Consider the following 16,995-nt stretch of genomic DNA (forward strand, 5'->3'; position numbering starts at 1 on the left):
ATTTTACATTCTGCGGTTTTTCATTCTTTTAAATAGTAAATAGTAAATGCTAAATGTAAAAGTCTAAAGTAAGGCTATCTCCTATCAAAATTTTAAAATTATTATTTTACATTCTGCGGTTTTTCATTCTTTTAAATAGTAAATAGTAAATGCTAAATGTAAAAGTTCAAAGTAAGGCTATCTCCTATCAAAATTTTAAATTTATCATTTTACATTCTGCGGTTTTTCATTCTTTTAAATAGTAAATGCTAAATGTAAAAGTCTAAAGTAAGGCTATCTCCTATTAAAATTTATCATTTTACATTCTGCGGTTTTTCATTCTTTTAAATAGTAAATGCTAAATGTAAAAGTCTAAAGTAAGGCTATCTCCTATCAAAATTTTAAAATTATTATTTTACATTCTGCGGTTTTTCATTCTTTTAAATAGTAAATAGTAAATGCTAAATGTAAAAGTTCAAAGTAAGGCTATCTCCTATCAAAATTTTAAATTTATTATTTTACATTCTGCGGTTTTTCATTCTTTTAAATAGCAAATCTACTTGGTAGCTGATGTCTTTATACTTGTAGTAAAAATAGCGACCAATTCTTTACATTCTTGTATAATCTCATCAAACTTATCCAAATCATTAATTAATTCTGCTTCCTTTAGGACTTGTAAATTAACCTGAGATTCTCTCAATTCTTTAAGACATATTTTCATTTTATGAATAAAATCTTTTCTTGATTCTGCTGCCTGCGCTTCCCCATAATTTAAAGCTGAAGAAGTTGAGGATCGAATTAGTTGTTTAGTTAAATGTTCTGAAGCAAAACTTTTATTCAAACCATCTATATTAAGAATAATACTTGCAGAAAACTTAACGAGCCTTTCTTGCAAATCATATTTCTGATTACTTCCCATTTTACTTAAATCGCTTCAATGTTTCTTTGGTAAAATTACCTAATACCAGCCTGCCACTTATGATCGCTCTCTCTGCTAATAGTGTATCCCAATGTTCTGTTCCTTCCCAAAATGCCTTCTTCATATCTTTCATCGCTTCGGGATTATACGTGCATAAATGCTCCGCAAATTCTTTTACCTCTATATCTAGCGTTTCTATATCTTCAAAAACTTTGGTAAACAACCCTTTATCTCTTGCCCACTCTGCATCATAAAAAGAATTAGCATCAATAGCTATTTGGGTCATTGCTGATAGTCCTATCTTACGCTCCACTGCTGGTCCCACAACAAAAGGTCCTATTCCTACATTTAACTCACTTAGTTTGATAGAAGCGAATTTTGTTGCCATACAATAATCTGTAGCGGATGCAACGCCAACTCCACCTCCTACAGTTTTACCCTGTACGCGTCCGATGATAAATTTTGGACAGGTACGCATGGCATTAATCACATTGGCAAAACCAGAGAAAAATACTTTACCGGTTTCTGCATCGTTTATATTGATCAATTCTTTAAAGCTGGCTCCTGCACAGAAAGTTCTATCGCCACCACTTTTTAGGACAATGACCTTAATTTCTTTATTATCTCCTGCTTCTGTAATGGTTCTAGCCAACTTAGCTAAAATATCACCAGGCAAAGAATTATGTGCGGGATGAAAAAACTCAATGGTTCCTACTCCATTTTCTGTCGTTATGTTTACGTATGGTTGTGTCAAAATAAATATTAAATTTTAAATGTAAAATGACTAATTTTAAAGTATCGTCGTTTCTTTGATAACTTTTGCATTTTTAATTTTACATTTTTCGGTTTCACATTTAATTATTTGGTCTTCGATGTTTTAATACTTGACGTAAAGATTGCTACCAGTTCTTTACACTCTTGTATAATTATTTTCAAAATTATCTAAATCCTGTATTCGTTTGGATTCTTTTAATATGTGTAAATTAACTTGATACTCTCTCAATTCTTTAAGACATATTTTCATTTTATGAATAACATCTCTTTTAGATTCAACGCCTTGGTCTTCATCATAGTTTAGAGCTACAGACGTTGTTGAACGAATTAATTGTTTAGTTAAATGTTCTGACGCAAAATTCTTTTTCAAAGTATTTACATTCAAAATAATACTAGATGAAAACTTTACCAATCTATTTTGAAGATCATATTTTTGAGTATTCTTCATTTGTTTTTTTTTTACTATCATAAATTTTTAAACAAAAAATTATAAAGTCTAAAGTAAACGTATCGGTACAGCTTATCTACTTTTATATTTTATGGTTTTACTTTTAATCTAATAATCCAAATTGTTCAAAATGATGATTCAGGTGTTTTACATTTAACAAATCCCATTCAAATTTATTCATGTTTCCAAAAACGGCATTTTTAGTTATCGCTTCCGGGTTTTCTTTGAAATAAATTTCAAATTCATCCATTGCCTCTAACAGCTTTATTTTGGCTGCCGCCAGGTTTTCATGGGCTAGTTCTTCCAGCGTTCCTTCTTTCATTAAAGGATGGTTGTGCCCTTTTGGCATAGGCTTATGATTGTACACCATTTCCTGAGCCTTTTCTATATACTTCTCTGGTGTTGCTATTTCGAAATCCTGAATTTCTCCTGCACCAATCCGTATTGTTTTCTCTACATGTTCTATCATATGCTGAGCGGTCATTACTCCCCACGTAGCTTTGGTATCTTCATTTAGCTTTGCTAAATATCCTTCAATATTTGCTCGATTTATTTGTACAAATGGTGATTTTTTTTGTACCATCGTTAAAATTGTAGCTATTGCAGCCAATTCATCTTCTTGATCAAAGACCTCAACAAACCATTTTATGATACCGCTTGGTAATTCTTTTCCTCTATGGTCACGGTCTACTTTCTGCTTACAGGTTAATCTAACGTATATGGTGTCGTTGTGGTATATAGGTCTTAAAAACCTACATTCTTCTAATCCATAATTTGCTGCTACGGGACCTTTATTAGGATACACAAATAGTCCTGCTGCTGCTGCGAGCATAAAATATCCGTGAGCGGTACGTTTTTCAAAAATACTTCCTGCCAAAGAGGTTATATCTGTATGGGCGTAAAAATGATCCCAGGTTAGATTTCCGAAATTGATAATATCGGTATCTGTTATGGTTCGTTTGTGTGTTTTTATAGACATTCCTGGTTGGATATCTTCCCAATGATATGCAAATGGATGTTTGTCTGATTCTTTATACTTAGAATTTGCCTGATAGATTCCTGTTACTTCGGTCAGTGTTGTGGGTGTACCTTGTATTGCACATCGCTGCATATAATGTTTGATCCCACGCATTCCTCCCATTTCTTCTCCTCCTCCTGCTCTACCGGGTCCTCCGTGAGTGAGCATTGGTAATGGTGAGCCGTGACCTGTACTTTGTTTTGCATTCTCACGGTTACCGATTAATATACGGCCGTGATGTGATGCTGCTCCTACTACATATTCTTTTGCGATTTGATCATTATAGGTAAATATGGATGATACTAATGATCCTTTACCCATTTGTACCAAGGTAATGGCTTCTTCTAATGTGTCATATGGCATTATAGTAGATACGGGACCAAAGGCTTCTATTTCATGAACACTTGTGTTTTTAAAAGGTGTATCTTCTCTTAATAATATAGGAGATACAAATGCTCCTTTTTGAGCATTGGCGCCTATGGCTTCTATTTTATCGAGATCACCATATACGATTTGCGCTGTTTTTGCTATCTCGGATACGTTATTTCTAAAACTTTCTACTTGTTGTTTACTTGCTAAGGCTCCCATTCTTACTTCTTTTAGTCTGGGATCTCCAATACTAATTTTGTCCAGTTGTTTTCCCAGAGCTATTTGCACATCTTCAACACATTGTGATGGCACAATAATTCTACGGATTGCAGTACATTTCTGACCGGATTTTACGGTCATTTCTTTTCTAACTTCTTTGATGAATAGTTCAAATTCTGGTGTTCCTGGTACTGCATCTTCTCCTAGAACAGCTGCATTTAATGAATCTGCTTCCATAGTGAAGGGCACTGATTCTTCTATCAGTCTGGGATGTGCTTTTAATACTTTTCCTGTATGGGCAGAGCCTGTAAATGTTACTACGTCTTGAGAAAGCACGGTATCCAAAATATTTTTAGTCATTCCGCTTAGTAATTGTAGCGCTCCTTCTGGTAACATTCCAGAATCTACAATGACTCTTACGACTGCTTCTGTTAAATATGCGGTTTGTGGTGCTGGTAAAACTACGGCGGGCATTCCTGCCATCCAATTTACTGCGCATTTCTCCAGCATGCCCCAAATGGGGAAATTAAAGGCATTAATATGTACTGCTACTCCTCTTTTAGGTACTAAAATATGGTGTGCCATAAATCTTCCTCCTCTGGACAAATCAATAGGATCTCCTTCTACGTGATAGGATTGATTGGGGAATAGCTTACGAAGGGATGCATTGGCAAAAAGATTACCAAATCCTCCTTCTATATCTATCCAGCTATCGATACGAGTTGCTCCTGTACGATAACTTAACTCATAGAACTGTTCTTTTCTTTTGGTAAGGTATAGTGCTAATGATTTCAGCATATTTCCACGTTCCTGAAAGGTCATTTTTCTCAGCACTTCTCCTCCTTTGGTTCTACCATATTGCAGCACTTCGGGAATATCAAGCCCTTGCGTTGTTGACAATCCTATTGGATCTCCTGTGACGGCATCGTGCATTACTAATCCTTCTCCTGAACCAGTTGTCCATTTTCCGTTTATGTAGCTTTCTAATGTTTTCATATCTATCTTCTAATCTTCAAAAAAGGGGCTTAATCGGTTTTTACATTCAATTCTTATACTGTTCCATTATTTTATTTTCTACCAAGGTTTATGTATTCCCCTTCGTTGATCATGCGTTCCCCATCATTGATCACGCGTTCCCCTTCGTTGATCATTCATTCTTCTTCATCGATCAAGCGTTCCCCATCATTGATCAGGCATTTCTAGCTGGTTTTTCTATACTTTTTCTATTATACAGGCATATCCTTGCCCTACTCCTACACACATGGTAATCAGCGCATAACGTTTATTTTGTTCTTTTAGTTCTAGTGCTGCTGAGTACGCAATTCTTGTTCCGGTTACGCCAAGTGGATGACCAATGGCTATGGATCCTCCGTTAGGGTTTATTCTGGGGTCGTCATCTTGTAACCCCCAGGCTCTGATACAAGCCAGGGCTTGTGAAGCAAATGCTTCATTGAGTTCTATGATATCTATATCATTCATGGTAATTCCTGCTTTTTCTAATGCTTTATTAGATGCCTGAACAGGTCCTATCCCCATAATTCTTGGTTCTACGCCTACTACTGCTGAGCTTACGATTCTGGCTATTGGTTTGAGGTTATATTTTTTGATTGCAGCTGCTGATGCAATGATGGTTGCCGCAGCTCCGTCATTCAATCCTGATGAGTTTCCTGCTGTCACACTGCCTTCTTGTTTAAACGCCGGGCGCAGTTTCCCTAAAACTTCTTTTGTTGTATTGGGTTTTATAAACTCATCTTTTGAAAATGAGATTGGTTCTTTTTTGCGTTGCGGGATCTCTACGACAGTAATCTCTTTTGCCAGTCTTCCTGATTCCTGAGCTTTGGTTGCCTTCATCTGACTCCAATAGGCAAAGGCATCTTGATCTTCTCTGGAGATCTTATATTTTTCTACCAGATTTTCTGCGGTGTTCCCCATCCCATCTGTGCCGTATAATTCGTGCATTTTTTGGTTTACAAACCGCCACCCAAAACTGGAATCATACATTTTAGCATCATTACCATATGCTGAAGACGGTTTTGCAATTACATAGGGGCCTCTTGTCATATTTTCTACACCTCCAGAAATAAAGAGATCTCCATCTCCTGCTTTAATAGCGCGATTTGCTTGTACAATGGCGGATAATCCAGAACTACATAAGCGATTCACTGTTTCTCCTGGAACCGAAAAAGGTAATCCTGCCAGTAGTGAACACATTCTAGCTACATTCCGATTGTCTTCTCCTGCTTGATTGGCACATCCCATAATCACATCGTCATAGGCTTCTTTTGGGATCTCAGGGTTCCTTTTTATTAATTCTCTAATTACTAAAGCGCCCAAATCATCCGTTCTGATGGAAGATAAGGTTCCTTTATAACTACCTATTGGCGTTCTGATTCCGTCTATTATGTATGCTTCTTTCAAAATTTTAAATTTTAAATTTTAAATATCAAATGCTAATTGTAAAAATCTAAAGTAATTCACTCCCTGATCACACTTTTACATTTATTAGTTTACATTTTTCAGTTTTTTGATTTTATACATTCATTCTTCCCAATCTTTATTGGTTCTATATACTACTCCTTTAAAGAGTGCTACTATCTGATCTTCTCTTTTTACCTCTACGATATTAAATCCTATTTTTGTTTTTGCGATATCTGTTACTGCCTCTGCAGTTAGATAGTCTCCTTCTTCTAATGCTTCTATATGATTGATTGATGTTTCTATAGAAACAGCATATTTACCGTGTGTATTGGCAGAAAATCCAAAGGCGGTATCTGCCAGACTATAGCATATGCCACCATGTGCCTTGCCCATACTATTGAGCATTTCTTTTCTCACCACCATCCCCACCTTACATCTTCCTATTGCTACTGCCAATACTTCGATTCCTAACCACTGAGCGAAGGGATCCTGACTGAGCATTTTATGGGGTATTACATTTCCTTTCATAAAAAATAATTGGGAATTAATTATTGTTGTTTTTTGAGTTTTTACTTGTAAAATCAACAACCCAACATCTGTAATCGTTATTTAAAAAATCTTCTGTTCTCTCGTTCCATTCTTCTTAGTATGGGACTACATCTGTAGCGATCTTCATGGTATTCATTATATAGTTTATCGAGTTTATTTACACACCAGTCTATTCCTTTTTTATCTGCCCAGGCTAATAGTCCTTTTGGATAGTTTACTCCTTTGGTCATTGCATTGTCTATATCTTCTGCAGAAGCGATGTTCCAAAATAGGGCGTCTGCTGCTTCATTGATTAGCATGACTAGTACTCGGTTAAAAATATATTGGGCTAATTCTGTATCTTTTTTAGCTACAGAAGTATTCGTTTGTATTATACCTTTCTCGTCATATTCATAATATCCTTTTCCTGATTTTCTACCCAGATATCCTGCTTCGGATAATCTTTTTTGCGTAAAGGAAGGTTTATATCTTGGATCGTAATAAAAAGCTTTAAAAACAGTTTCTGTCACAGTGTAATTTATATCATTTCCAATAAAATCCATCAGCTCAAATGGTCCCATTCTAAAGCCTCCAATTGCTTTGAGACTCGTATCAATTGTTATGATGTCTGCTATTCCTTCTTCATAAATTCTTAACGCCTCTCCATAAAATGGTCTTGCTACACGATTCACGATAAACCCTGGGGTATCTTTTGCAATGGCTACCGTTTTGTTCCATTCTTTGATTACACCAACAACTTTATTGACTGTATCCTGAGAGGTTTGTACTGCCGGGATTACTTCTACCAGCTTCATTAAGGGTGCCGGGTTAAAGAAATGAATGCCTATACAACGCTCTGGGTTTTGTAGAGAAGATGCTATGGAAGCGATAGACAATGACGATGTATTAGATGCAATGATTGAATCCTTAGAAATATATTTTTCTAGTTCTGAAAATACCTTTTTCTTAACCTCTAAATCTTCGATAATCGCTTCTATAGTAAGATCTGTATGACTCAGCTCTTTTAATTGATCAACATATACTATATTCGACTGTATTCGATTTTTTTCTACTTCATCAATCCTTCCTTTTTCTATTAATCGAGAAAGTATTTTTTCTAAACTATGTCTGCTTTTATCAAGTGCTTCTTGTTTGGTATCGAATACTTTGACGACGCATCCTGCGGTAGCTGCTACCTGCGCAATACCGCTGCCCATAGTTCCTGATCCTATTATTGCTACTTTATAATTCATAAGTTTACACGTAAAATGATAAAGGATATAATGTTATTTAAATACAGCTTATATGCCTTTCACTTTTCTTAAATTTTCTAAATACTAACTGTAAAATGCTAAGGTGTAAAGTAATTCATTCCGTGATCATACTTTTACATTTATTATTTTACATTCTTAGGTTTTACATTTTTAATTTAATTCCCCTTAAAAACCGGTTTTCTTTTTTCTATAAAAGACTGAACTCCTTCTGCATAATCGTTACTTTCTGCTGCTTCTATTTGTAAATCAGATTCTAAGTCTAATTGTTCTTCTAAATTATTTATCAAAGATTGATTCAGGAGTTTCTTAGTCAGTCCCAATGCTTTTGTTGGCATCTGAGCAACTTTTATAGCTAATTTACCCACTTCTTCTTCGAAGGTGTCTATAGAAAATACTTTGTACAACATTCCTAATTGTGCTGCTTCTGTTGCTGATACTTTATCTCCTAGCATCATCAGTGCAGAGGCTTTCTGAAAACCAATCAATCTGGGTAAGAAGAAGGTTCCTGCGCTATCGGGAATCAATCCAATTTTACTAAATGCCTGAATAAATGAAGCTGTTTCTGAGGCTACAACAATATCACAGGCTAATGCGATATTGGCTCCGGCTCCAGCGGCTACACCATTAACTGCTGCAATTATTGGTTTTTCTATGGTTCTTATTTTTTGAATTATTGGATTATAATGTTCTTCTAATATCTTTCTAAAACCAGGGTTCAGTTCTGGTGAGGTCACTTCTTTAAGATCCTGACCTGCACAAAAAGCTTTACCATTGCCTATTAAAACAATTGCTCTGACCTCATCATTACTACTACATTCATCCAGTGTAGTTTGTAGTTTTAATGCCATTTCTCTATTAAAACTGTTATATGTTTCTGGTCGGTTGAGTTGTATTGTTGCAATACTGGTATCAATTTTTAATTCTATTGAAGGCATATTTATTTTTCTATTTTAAATTCAGGATTGTAAATAATTCCGAAACTATTATTCCAGGGGTCTTTTACAGAAGCTACCATCAACTCTCCTCCAACATTTGTTGGTTTTTCAAATTCTGTAGCTCCCAATTCAATAAGTTTTTGATATGTTTTATGAATATCATCTACTCCCCAGTAAGAAAGTACATTATCTGACTTATCTTTAGCATCGCTTTGTTCTGGTAATAAGCCTAGTTCATACCCTCCAATATTAAAGCCTACATAAAAAGGCTCATCAAAGTATTGTTTTGTCTCAAAAGCCCTGGCATACCATTCTTTTGCTTTTTGTAAGTCACTGACTTTGTATATTATTGTTCTAAGTCCCAGCATATTTATTATTTTAAACATTTAAAGTAATCAAAAGGTTCCAGGCAGTTTTCACATTTAAATAATGCTTTGCAAGCTGTAGATCCGAATTGACTAATCATTTTTGTATTTGTAGATGTACATTGTGGACATTTTACTATTTTCTTATTTTCTAGTAAGGCTTCTTTATCTAATATTTCTTCTAATGGAGCTGCAATACCATATGCTTCTAATGCTTTTCTTCCTTTTGGGGTAATCCAATCGGTCGTCCAGGCTGGGGATAATACCAAAGAGACATTGGCTTCTATGTCTTGTTTTTTAAATTCTTTTACAATATCATCTCCAACAACATCCATCGCAGGGCATCCGCTATAGGTTGGAGTTATCTTTACCTGAACAATCCCGTCAACTATTTGGGCAAATCTGACCACTCCCATATCCATAATAGATAACACAGGAATTTCTGGGTCATGAATTTTTTCAAGAACCGAAATTAATTGAGGGGCTATATGTTGCTCTAGCTCGATTTTCATATTGATGTTTGGTTAACGATTTCTGAAATTTTGCTCGATAATCGAGATGTACATACTGCGAGGCTTAGCCCGAAATCGAAATGTTTTTTCCTAATAAATGCCTCGTGGGCTTGCCGAGGTAGTTTACTTCTTCAATCTATAACCAATAGTCTTATATCATTTTTCTACTTGGGTTTACTAATAAATAACTACACTATTTTTTCTTATTGAATAAAAAATCTATATTCTATAGTATTATATTTTTCTACCATTTCATATTGGGGTAGGTACGTTGCATATATTGTAAGTCTGAGAGTAAATAACCCATATGTTCGCTATGTATGCCTTCTTTACCTCCTTTTCTAAACCATTTTAATTCTGGAATCGTTAGGGTAGCTTCTTGTAATACTTCTTCTACTATTTGATAATATGATGATTTTAATAAAGAAACATCTACTCCAATTCCTGATATCACAGCTGATTTATCATCTTCTGTAAGATAAAATAATTCGTCTGTAAATTTCCAAAGATCATCTACTGCTTCCTGGATTTTATTATGACTTGTTTTTGTACCGTCACCTAATCTTTTGACCCAATCAGAAGAAAAGCGTTGATGATAGCTTACTTCCTTAATTCCTTTTTTGGCGATTGCAGCCAGCGTTTCATCTTTACTATTTTGTAGTTCCCGGAGTAATAGCAAGTGAAATACGTCATAAAAAAACTGGCGTATGATTACGTATCCAAAATTAGTATTAGGTTGTTCTACGAGTAGTATATTTTTGTATTCTCTTTCGGTTCTTAGAAAGGCAATATCGTCTTCTGTTGACTGTCCTTCAGAAAGTTTGGCAACATATTGATAATAACTACGGGTCTGACCTAATAGGTCCAAGGCTATATTGGTACAAGCTATATCTGTTTCCAGATTAGGTCCATGACCGCATAATTCTGAAAGCCGTTGCCCCAGAATCAGCGTATTATCTGAGATACCTAGTATGTAATTATATAAACTATTATCCATAATGAATTTAAAAATTTGAGCTTTTTGATTAGTGCTTTTTGATTTTGAGAGTTATAAACTCTTCAATCAAATATCTTGAATCATTACTCATTATTACATATGCTTTACCTCATCAGGTAAATTATAAAAAGTAGGATGTCTGTATACCTTGTCCTGAGCTGGCTCAAACAACTCTCCATGATGTTCTGGATTAGATGCCGTTATGTGTTTTGATGGTACTACCCAGATACTTACACCTTCACTTCTACGTGTATATACATCTCTGGCATTTTCTAATGCCATATCTGCATCTGCCGCATGCAGACTTCCAAAATGTCGATGTTCGAGTCCATTTTTACTTCGAACGAATACTTCCCAAAGTGGCCAGTTTTTTTTCATAGCTATTACCCTTAAAAATCGGGTGGGTATTAAATTGCTTTTTTTAACTTTTTATCTTCTTTCTTATCTGCATAAGCCACGGCAGCATCTCGCACCCATTCTCCTTCTTCCCAGGCTTGTATTCTTGCAGATAGTCTTTCTGTATTGCAAGGACCATGGCCTTTGACAACTTGCCAGAATTCATCCCAATCTATTGCACCAAAATCATAATGATTCGTTTCTTCATTCCATTTCAGGTCTGGATCGGGTATCCTAAGTCCAATCAAATCTGCTTGCGGAACGGTTTGATCAATAAACTGTTGTCGCAATTCATCATTGGTTTTACGTTTCAGTTTCCATTTCATTGATTGTTCTGTATGCACTGATTCTGCATCTGTAGGTCCCAGCATCATTAGGGACGGCCACCACCAGCGGTTTAATGCGTCTTGTGCCAATTCTTTCTGCTCTGGAGATCCACCAGCAAGTGTCATCATAATTTCATATCCCTGCCGCTGGTGAAAACTTTCTTCTTTACATACGCGAATCATCGCTCTGGCATACGGTCCATACGATGTACTGCATAATGGTACCTGATTAATAATTGCTGCTCCATCCACTAACCATCCGATAGCTCCTATATCTGCCCAGGTGATCGTCGGATAATTAAAAATACTGGAATACTTTGCTTTTCCTGTATGTAGTTGCTCGAATAACTCATCTCTGGAGATCCCCAGTGTTTCGCAAGCACTATACAAATACAAACCGTGTCCTGCTTCATCCTGAACTTTTGCCAATAGTGCAACTTTACGCCTCATAGATGGTGCTCTGGTTATCCAATTCCCTTCTGGTAACATTCCTACAATCTCTGAGTGGGCGTGTTGAGATATCTGTCGTATATGAGTTTTACGGTATTTCTCAGGCATCCAATCTTTTGGTTCTATCTTTTCATCTCGCGCTATTCTCTGATCAAAAAGTGCTTCTAAATTTTTAATTTCTTTTTCACTCATAACAATCATATTTTATTGAACTTATCCTGAATCATAACTTTTGTCTGCAATATGTCTCTTTTTGACTTCAAACTCCTATTTCAGGACAGCACTATAAAGAAAACACATCCTGATATATAGAAAAACCATTTTTCTATTTACACATCAAAATCTAATACTACTTTTTCTGTAGTAGGCACCGATTGGCAGGATAATACAAAGCCTTTTGACACCTCATCTGCTTCTAAGGCATAATTAATTTTCATCTCTACCATTCCTTCTACTACTCTACATTTGCAGGTACTACAAACTCCTCCTTTACAAGCAAATGGCAAATCTGCTCCAGCAGCTAAGGCTCCGTCTAAAATGGTATCGTAATCGTCTCCCATATCAAAATGAAATTCTTTTCCTCCATCAATAATCGTTACCTCGGTTCCTTTAAATTTATGCTCTATAGCTATAGCAGCACGTTTTTTATCTTCATCAGTCGCTCCAGAAAAGAATAATTCATAGTGAATTTTATCTTTTGATAAACCTGCATTTACTAACTCATCTCGAATCAAAAAAATCATTTCCTCAGGTCCGCAAATAAAACATTGAGCTACAGAATCAACATCAATAATCTTATCTGTCAGTTTTTTTAATTTTTCTGAAGTAAACCTCCCGTTCAGTAATGGTATATCACGCTGTTCTTTTGTGAGAAAATAAAAAATTTCTAATCTTCCGAAATAAGTATTCCTAAGGTTTTCAATCTCTTCTTTAAAGATAATTGATTTCACATTGCGATTCAAGTAAAATAACTTGAATGTACACTGAGGTTCTGATGCTAAATGTGTTTTTATAATAGATAAAATAGGTGTAATACCGCTCCCTGCAGCAAATACAATATAATTGTTTGCATTTACACTATCTATTTCGGTAAAAAAATTCCCATTTGGTGGCAAAACATCTAACAGATCTCCATTTTTTAAATCAGTACAAGCATAATTAGAAAAAATACCTCCTTCTATTCTTTTGATAGCAATTTTCCATTTATTTTCCAGAGGACTGGAACAAAGAGAATAAGAGCGTCTTATTTCTTCTCCATCCAGAAAAGCTTTTAGCGTAAGATATTGCCCTTGTTTATAGCCGAATTTTTCTTTTAAACTTTCTGGAACATCAAAAGTAACAGAAGTACAGTCCTTAGTTTCTTTAAGAACTTCAGCAATTTTTATGGTATGAAAATCACTCATGTATTGACAAACTATAACGTTATAGTTTTACAAAACTAACAATTGTTAGTTTTAAATACAATTAATTCTTTGTTAATTTTAACAAACCCCTTTAAGCAATACAGACATCATATCTTTTTTAAGAATATTTGCATCAATATTATTTTGGTTGGGATACCATAAGTATAAGGTTCTGAGTGTAGAAAGCGTAGAAAAAACTATAATTTCAATATTATATGGTTTAATTTCATTAGCATGTACGCCATTTATAACGATTTGCCTGAAATTTTCTTCATAATCTCTCCTCATTTTCTCGAAGTATAGTAAATTCTTCTCTTCCAGATGCATCCAATCATTATTAAGAGAAGCCAATCCGTCTGCATTTCTTAATGTCACATCTATGTGAAGGCCTATAATTTTTTCTAATTTATCAATAGTATTCTGATCAGAATTTGCAATTTGATTCATTCCTGAGGTGAATTCCTCTGCTAAATCAATAATGATAGTAGACAAAATCTCCTGTTTTGATTGTATATGATTATACAAGCTTGCTGCTTTAATACCCATAGCTCTTGCCAAATCTCTCATTGTGACAGCGCTATATCCTTTTTCTTTAAAAAGTATTGCCGCGGCATTAATAATTTCTTCTTTTCTACTTTCCGTTCTCATCAACAGGTTCGTTTGTGTTTTATCAAAAAAATATTCAATCTTATAAAAAATCTAAGATTAACAACTAAAATATAATAAATTTGTTGTAATCGATATAATAATACATTCTTTTGAGTTTACACAAAAATCCAAATCTTTATGAAACACTTATTCTTACTCTTTATCGCTATCGTTTTGTTTAATAATTGCAACAGTACTAAAGCTGCAAATTCGAAAAACGATGAGGGCAGCACGCAATCAGAACCGGAAGGTACATATCTGGTAACTACCCTTTATGGAGCGGATGTGTCTGAGCTAAAAGTCACAATGACCTTTGACAATAAAAACAAAACCGTATCAGGTTATTCGGGTTGTAATACATATTCTTGCAGTTATGAACAACTAGAAGGAGGTTCTGTAACTTTTGGCATACCAAACGCATCTAAGAGAATGTGTTTAGAAAATACTAAGGTTGAGAAAACGTTTTTTAAAGCATTATCGAACTCCAAAAAAAATAGCGCTAAAGAACTTGGTTATATTTTTAAGAATACGGATGATGAACCCATTTTGGATACAAAAAAAATTCAATAGTAAACTACCTCAAGACAATCTTATAAGGTATTTTATTTATTAGAAAAAAAACATTTCTATCACAAGGCAAGCCTCAGAGCATTTAAATCTCGATTATCGAGTAAATAAAAAAAGCGACGAGAATTTCTCGTCGCTTAACTTATAATACGGTTACACTAAAAAATTATCTTTTGATAATCTTCTTTGTAAAACTGGAATTATTACTGGTAATTGTAATGAAATAAATTCCCGTATTTTTTGCAGAAATATCTATTTTTTCATTTTCATTTTCGTTTACAATTTTTTCTCCTGTAGCTATATTTTGTCCTACTACATTATAAATAGTATAGGATGCTCTATTTTGGGTATTATTAGAAATATTTAATATCCCAGTAGTAGGATTAGGATATACGCTTACTCCCTGTTTCAATCCTTCATCATTTACACTTACTGCAGTTAACTCTTTTGATAACATATCTAATGTAGTCTCACCTGTATTTGCAGGATCTAGCCAGTCTGATAATCTTGTTGCCCTTGTATTCCCAATATCCCAGGAAACACCTAGTCTACCATAATAATCTAATCTGTTATTATTATTTGTACCAGAACAGACTGCTCTACCTCCAAAAAGTTGACCGATAATTCTTCCGTTAGGATCAAACAATGCTGATCCAGAAGAACCTTCTTCTGTAACTCCTTGCTCCCATCCATCTCCTGCATCTGTAATCTCCCAGGTTTCAGCATTAAACGCAGCTCCTCCTCCTGCATTATTTATTTCTTTGGTAACTCCCGAATCATCTCTACATACTTTCATAACATCACCCGATGGATGGTGTATTCCTATTACATAGGATGGAAAATCATCTGTTCTATCCCATCCTGCCCATTCCAGATCCCAGGCAGGATCCAATCCACCAGATATTTCTATTAATTTAAAATCTGTGCCGCCATTTTTGGCTAATACTGTAGCACCAGCTGTTACCTGATAATAATTTCCAGGGCCATTATCCGTACTATTATCCGTTGATGCACATACCGTATTAGAACTTATCCAGTTAAATCTAAAAGACCAGTTTGCTTCCTTTCCTCCACAATGATTCGCGGTAAGAAGATACGGTGCTTTATCATTATTCGTGTTATTTATTAGTGTCCCTGTACACCACTCAATACCATTACTTAGAATAACTGCCACCGATTTCTTTAATTTATCTTTTAATGGATCAAAATCTGCACCTATTGAACAATTAACATCTAAATTACAATCTCCAGATTCATTAAGTGTTTTCTGATATGCTTCAAAATTACTAACACTTCTATACCCATGAACTACTGAACCAATATGCAGTTTGCTTAAACCCTTTACCTTTGCCGGCTCATAAAATTCAATAGTTATTTTTTCACCATCAGCAATCCAGGTACCTAAAGATTCATTTTCATTATTCATTTTATTCGTATATGCTCCTAACATAAAAGAACGATCATCATTATACAAGTGTACTGTTGCTCCTTCTGCCAGCTCATATCTATCAAAAATAAAGTTTAATGTTTTTGCATCTTTTGAAGCAATAGAAATTCTCCAAACCCTATCTCCATTAGGCAATTCCTCCCAAACTCCTGAATTTTTTATACCCAAATCCACAGTAAACTCATACCCAAATCGGAATGGTTTTGTTTGTAAATCATTAGTCGCATCTTCTTTCTGGAGTTTTTTAAGATCAAAAGAAGGCATCTCTATTAAAGGAATGGCACTTTTAAGATCTACTTTCTTAGTTCTAAGCGGCTCATTTGTAACCTGACTACTAGCAATTATATAGCAAAATAGTGCTGCGGTGCGCAAAATAAGTTTTTTCATCATAGTTTGTGTTATTTATTTGATATTGGTTTACTATGTTTGATATTAGTATCCGCCAAAGACATTAAAAGAATTGAATTCCTATTCTATAATAACAGTTTCTCAAGGTAAAACCCTACCCCTAATTCTGATAAAATTTGTTAATTAATTCTTATTGCATCACTAAAACCATTACATTTTTAAGCTTAAAACGTGTTTTTTTTTACAAAACTATTAGATTAGCATGTCATTACACATAGAATCAAACCCTTTATTAGATAGACTCCCTCCTCGCCTTAAACAATTCATCAAACCTCAAAATTATGATGAATACACACTTATTAATCAAGCAGTATGGAGATATGTAATGCGCAAAAATATTGCGTCATTAAGCAAAGTTGCCCACCACTCATATCTAAAAGGATTAGAGAAAACAGGAATTTCTATTAATAAAATACCAAGTATGTATGGTATGAATCGAATTCTTAAAGAAATTGGTTGGGCGGCAGTAGCTGTAGATGGTTTTATTCCCCCCTAATGCTTTTATGGAGTTTCAGGCTTATAATATTCTTGTAATTGCTTCAGACATTAGGCAACTGGAAAATATAGAATATACTCCTGCCCCTGATATCATTCA

17 protein-coding genes and 1 pseudogene are annotated in these 16,995 nt (G+C 34.7%); 2 read left to right on the top strand and 16 right to left on the bottom strand.

From position 1 onward, the window contains the following. Positions 1-535 precede the first annotated feature (535 nt). From F0000_RS06260 to F0000_RS06330, 15 genes are all read right to left on the bottom strand, one after another. The gene (locus F0000_RS06260; RefSeq protein ID WP_149623862.1) at positions 536-898 is read right to left on the bottom strand and encodes a four helix bundle protein; all 363 of its coding nucleotides are present in this window, start codon (positions 896-898) and stop codon (positions 536-538) included. A gap of 1 nt (position 899) precedes the next feature. Then, positions 900-1,652: an enoyl-CoA hydratase/isomerase family protein gene (locus F0000_RS06265; protein WP_149623863.1), complete on the bottom strand. Its 753-nt coding sequence runs from the start codon at positions 1,650-1,652 to the stop codon at positions 900-902. A 156-nt stretch (positions 1,653-1,808) separates the two neighbouring features. Further along, complete coding sequence (locus tag F0000_RS06270; RefSeq protein WP_255452648.1) at positions 1,809-2,120, bottom strand: four helix bundle protein; 312 nt, start codon at positions 2,118-2,120, stop codon at positions 1,809-1,811. A 103-nt stretch (positions 2,121-2,223) separates the two neighbouring features. Beyond that, positions 2,224-4,722 carry a phenylacetic acid degradation bifunctional protein PaaZ gene (gene paaZ, locus F0000_RS06275; protein WP_149623864.1) on the bottom strand — a complete coding sequence of 833 codons (2,499 nt, stop codon included), beginning with the start codon at positions 4,720-4,722 and terminating at the stop codon, positions 2,224-2,226. Positions 4,723-4,938: 216 nt separating this feature from the next. Continuing rightward, the gene (gene pcaF / locus F0000_RS06280) at positions 4,939-6,144 is read right to left on the bottom strand and encodes a 3-oxoadipyl-CoA thiolase (protein ID WP_149623865.1); all 1,206 of its coding nucleotides are present in this window, start codon (positions 6,142-6,144) and stop codon (positions 4,939-4,941) included. A 120-nt stretch (positions 6,145-6,264) separates the two neighbouring features. Next, positions 6,265-6,672: a PaaI family thioesterase gene (locus F0000_RS06285; protein ID WP_149623866.1), complete on the bottom strand. Its 408-nt coding sequence runs from the start codon at positions 6,670-6,672 to the stop codon at positions 6,265-6,267. A gap of 77 nt (positions 6,673-6,749) precedes the next feature. Beyond that, the gene (locus F0000_RS06290; protein ID WP_149623867.1) at positions 6,750-7,925 is read right to left on the bottom strand and encodes a 3-hydroxyacyl-CoA dehydrogenase NAD-binding domain-containing protein; all 1,176 of its coding nucleotides are present in this window, start codon (positions 7,923-7,925) and stop codon (positions 6,750-6,752) included. Positions 7,926-8,101: 176 nt separating this feature from the next. Next, complete coding sequence (locus F0000_RS06295; RefSeq protein WP_149623868.1) at positions 8,102-8,881, bottom strand: enoyl-CoA hydratase-related protein; 780 nt, start codon at positions 8,879-8,881, stop codon at positions 8,102-8,104. 2 nt (positions 8,882-8,883) lie between these two features. Beyond that, the gene (locus tag F0000_RS06300) at positions 8,884-9,249 is read right to left on the bottom strand and encodes a VOC family protein (RefSeq protein ID WP_149623869.1); all 366 of its coding nucleotides are present in this window, start codon (positions 9,247-9,249) and stop codon (positions 8,884-8,886) included. A gap of 5 nt (positions 9,250-9,254) precedes the next feature. Beyond that, a complete protein-coding gene (paaD, locus tag F0000_RS06305; RefSeq protein ID WP_149623870.1) occupies positions 9,255-9,758 on the bottom strand; it encodes a 1,2-phenylacetyl-CoA epoxidase subunit PaaD in 504 nt (167 codons plus the stop codon). 244 nt (positions 9,759-10,002) lie between these two features. Next, a complete protein-coding gene (gene paaC, locus F0000_RS06310) occupies positions 10,003-10,758 on the bottom strand; it encodes a 1,2-phenylacetyl-CoA epoxidase subunit PaaC (protein ID WP_149623871.1) in 756 nt (251 codons plus the stop codon). Positions 10,759-10,848: 90 nt separating this feature from the next. Then, positions 10,849-11,133: a 1,2-phenylacetyl-CoA epoxidase subunit PaaB gene (gene paaB / locus F0000_RS06315; RefSeq protein ID WP_149623872.1), complete on the bottom strand. Its 285-nt coding sequence runs from the start codon at positions 11,131-11,133 to the stop codon at positions 10,849-10,851. A gap of 29 nt (positions 11,134-11,162) precedes the next feature. Further along, entirely contained in the window at positions 11,163-12,119 is a 957-nt protein-coding gene (paaA, locus tag F0000_RS06320; RefSeq protein ID WP_149623873.1) for a 1,2-phenylacetyl-CoA epoxidase subunit PaaA, read from the bottom strand. Between the two features lie 137 nt (positions 12,120-12,256). Next, positions 12,257-13,330 (bottom strand): 2Fe-2S iron-sulfur cluster-binding protein, encoded by a 1,074-nt coding sequence (locus F0000_RS06325; RefSeq protein ID WP_149623874.1) that lies wholly within the window; start codon positions 13,328-13,330, stop codon positions 12,257-12,259. Between the two features lie 78 nt (positions 13,331-13,408). Then, the gene (locus F0000_RS06330; protein WP_149623875.1) at positions 13,409-13,978 is read right to left on the bottom strand and encodes a TetR/AcrR family transcriptional regulator; all 570 of its coding nucleotides are present in this window, start codon (positions 13,976-13,978) and stop codon (positions 13,409-13,411) included. 138 nt (positions 13,979-14,116) lie between these two features. Here F0000_RS06330 and F0000_RS06335 point away from each other — a divergent pair, with 138 nt between their 5' ends. Continuing rightward, positions 14,117-14,548: an META domain-containing protein gene (locus F0000_RS06335; protein ID WP_149623876.1), complete on the top strand. Its 432-nt coding sequence runs from the start codon at positions 14,117-14,119 to the stop codon at positions 14,546-14,548. A gap of 163 nt (positions 14,549-14,711) precedes the next feature. On the opposite strand, the gene F0000_RS06340 is transcribed toward F0000_RS06335, so the two are convergent. Beyond that, on the bottom strand, positions 14,712-16,379 hold the full coding sequence (locus tag F0000_RS06340) for a T9SS type A sorting domain-containing protein (RefSeq protein WP_188112031.1): 1,668 nt from the start codon (positions 16,377-16,379) through the stop codon (positions 14,712-14,714). Positions 16,380-16,602: 223 nt separating this feature from the next. Between F0000_RS06340 and F0000_RS06345 the strand changes: the two are divergent. Continuing rightward, positions 16,603-16,995 (top strand): annotated as a pseudogene (locus tag F0000_RS06345) (phenylalanine 4-monooxygenase); the annotation flags it as partial.

The organism is Aquimarina sp. RZ0 (genome assembly GCF_008370685.1).
Taxonomy (GTDB): domain Bacteria; phylum Bacteroidota; class Bacteroidia; order Flavobacteriales; family Flavobacteriaceae; genus Aquimarina.

Excerpts from the sequence above, each read along its gene's own strand:
- F0000_RS06260 (WP_149623862.1), bottom strand. The coding sequence starts at position 898 with ATGGGAAGTAATCAGAAATATGATTTGCAAGAAAGGCTCGTTAAGTTT.
- F0000_RS06270 (WP_255452648.1), bottom strand. The coding sequence starts at position 2,120 with ATGAAGAATACTCAAAAATATGATCTTCAAAATAGATTGGTAAAGTTT.
- paaZ (WP_149623864.1), bottom strand. The coding sequence starts at position 4,722 with ATGAAAACATTAGAAAGCTACATAAACGGAAAATGGACAACTGGTTCA.
- F0000_RS06285 (WP_149623866.1), bottom strand. The coding sequence starts at position 6,672 with ATGAAAGGAAATGTAATACCCCATAAAATGCTCAGTCAGGATCCCTTC.
- F0000_RS06290 (WP_149623867.1), bottom strand. The coding sequence starts at position 7,925 with ATGAATTATAAAGTAGCAATAATAGGATCAGGAACTATGGGCAGCGGT.
- F0000_RS06295 (WP_149623868.1), bottom strand. The coding sequence starts at position 8,881 with ATGCCTTCAATAGAATTAAAAATTGATACCAGTATTGCAACAATACAA.
- F0000_RS06300 (WP_149623869.1), bottom strand. The coding sequence starts at position 9,249 with ATGCTGGGACTTAGAACAATAATATACAAAGTCAGTGACTTACAAAAA.
- paaD (WP_149623870.1), bottom strand. The coding sequence starts at position 9,758 with ATGAAAATCGAGCTAGAGCAACATATAGCCCCTCAATTAATTTCGGTT.
- paaB (WP_149623872.1), bottom strand. The coding sequence starts at position 11,133 with ATGAAAAAAAACTGGCCACTTTGGGAAGTATTCGTTCGAAGTAAAAAT.
- paaA (WP_149623873.1), bottom strand. The coding sequence starts at position 12,119 with ATGAGTGAAAAAGAAATTAAAAATTTAGAAGCACTTTTTGATCAGAGA.
- F0000_RS06325 (WP_149623874.1), bottom strand. The coding sequence starts at position 13,330 with ATGAGTGATTTTCATACCATAAAAATTGCTGAAGTTCTTAAAGAAACT.
- F0000_RS06330 (WP_149623875.1), bottom strand. The coding sequence starts at position 13,978 with ATGAGAACGGAAAGTAGAAAAGAAGAAATTATTAATGCCGCGGCAATA.
- F0000_RS06335 (WP_149623876.1), top strand. The coding sequence starts at position 14,117 with ATGAAACACTTATTCTTACTCTTTATCGCTATCGTTTTGTTTAATAAT.
- F0000_RS06340 (WP_188112031.1), bottom strand. The coding sequence starts at position 16,379 with ATGAAAAAACTTATTTTGCGCACCGCAGCACTATTTTGCTATATAATT.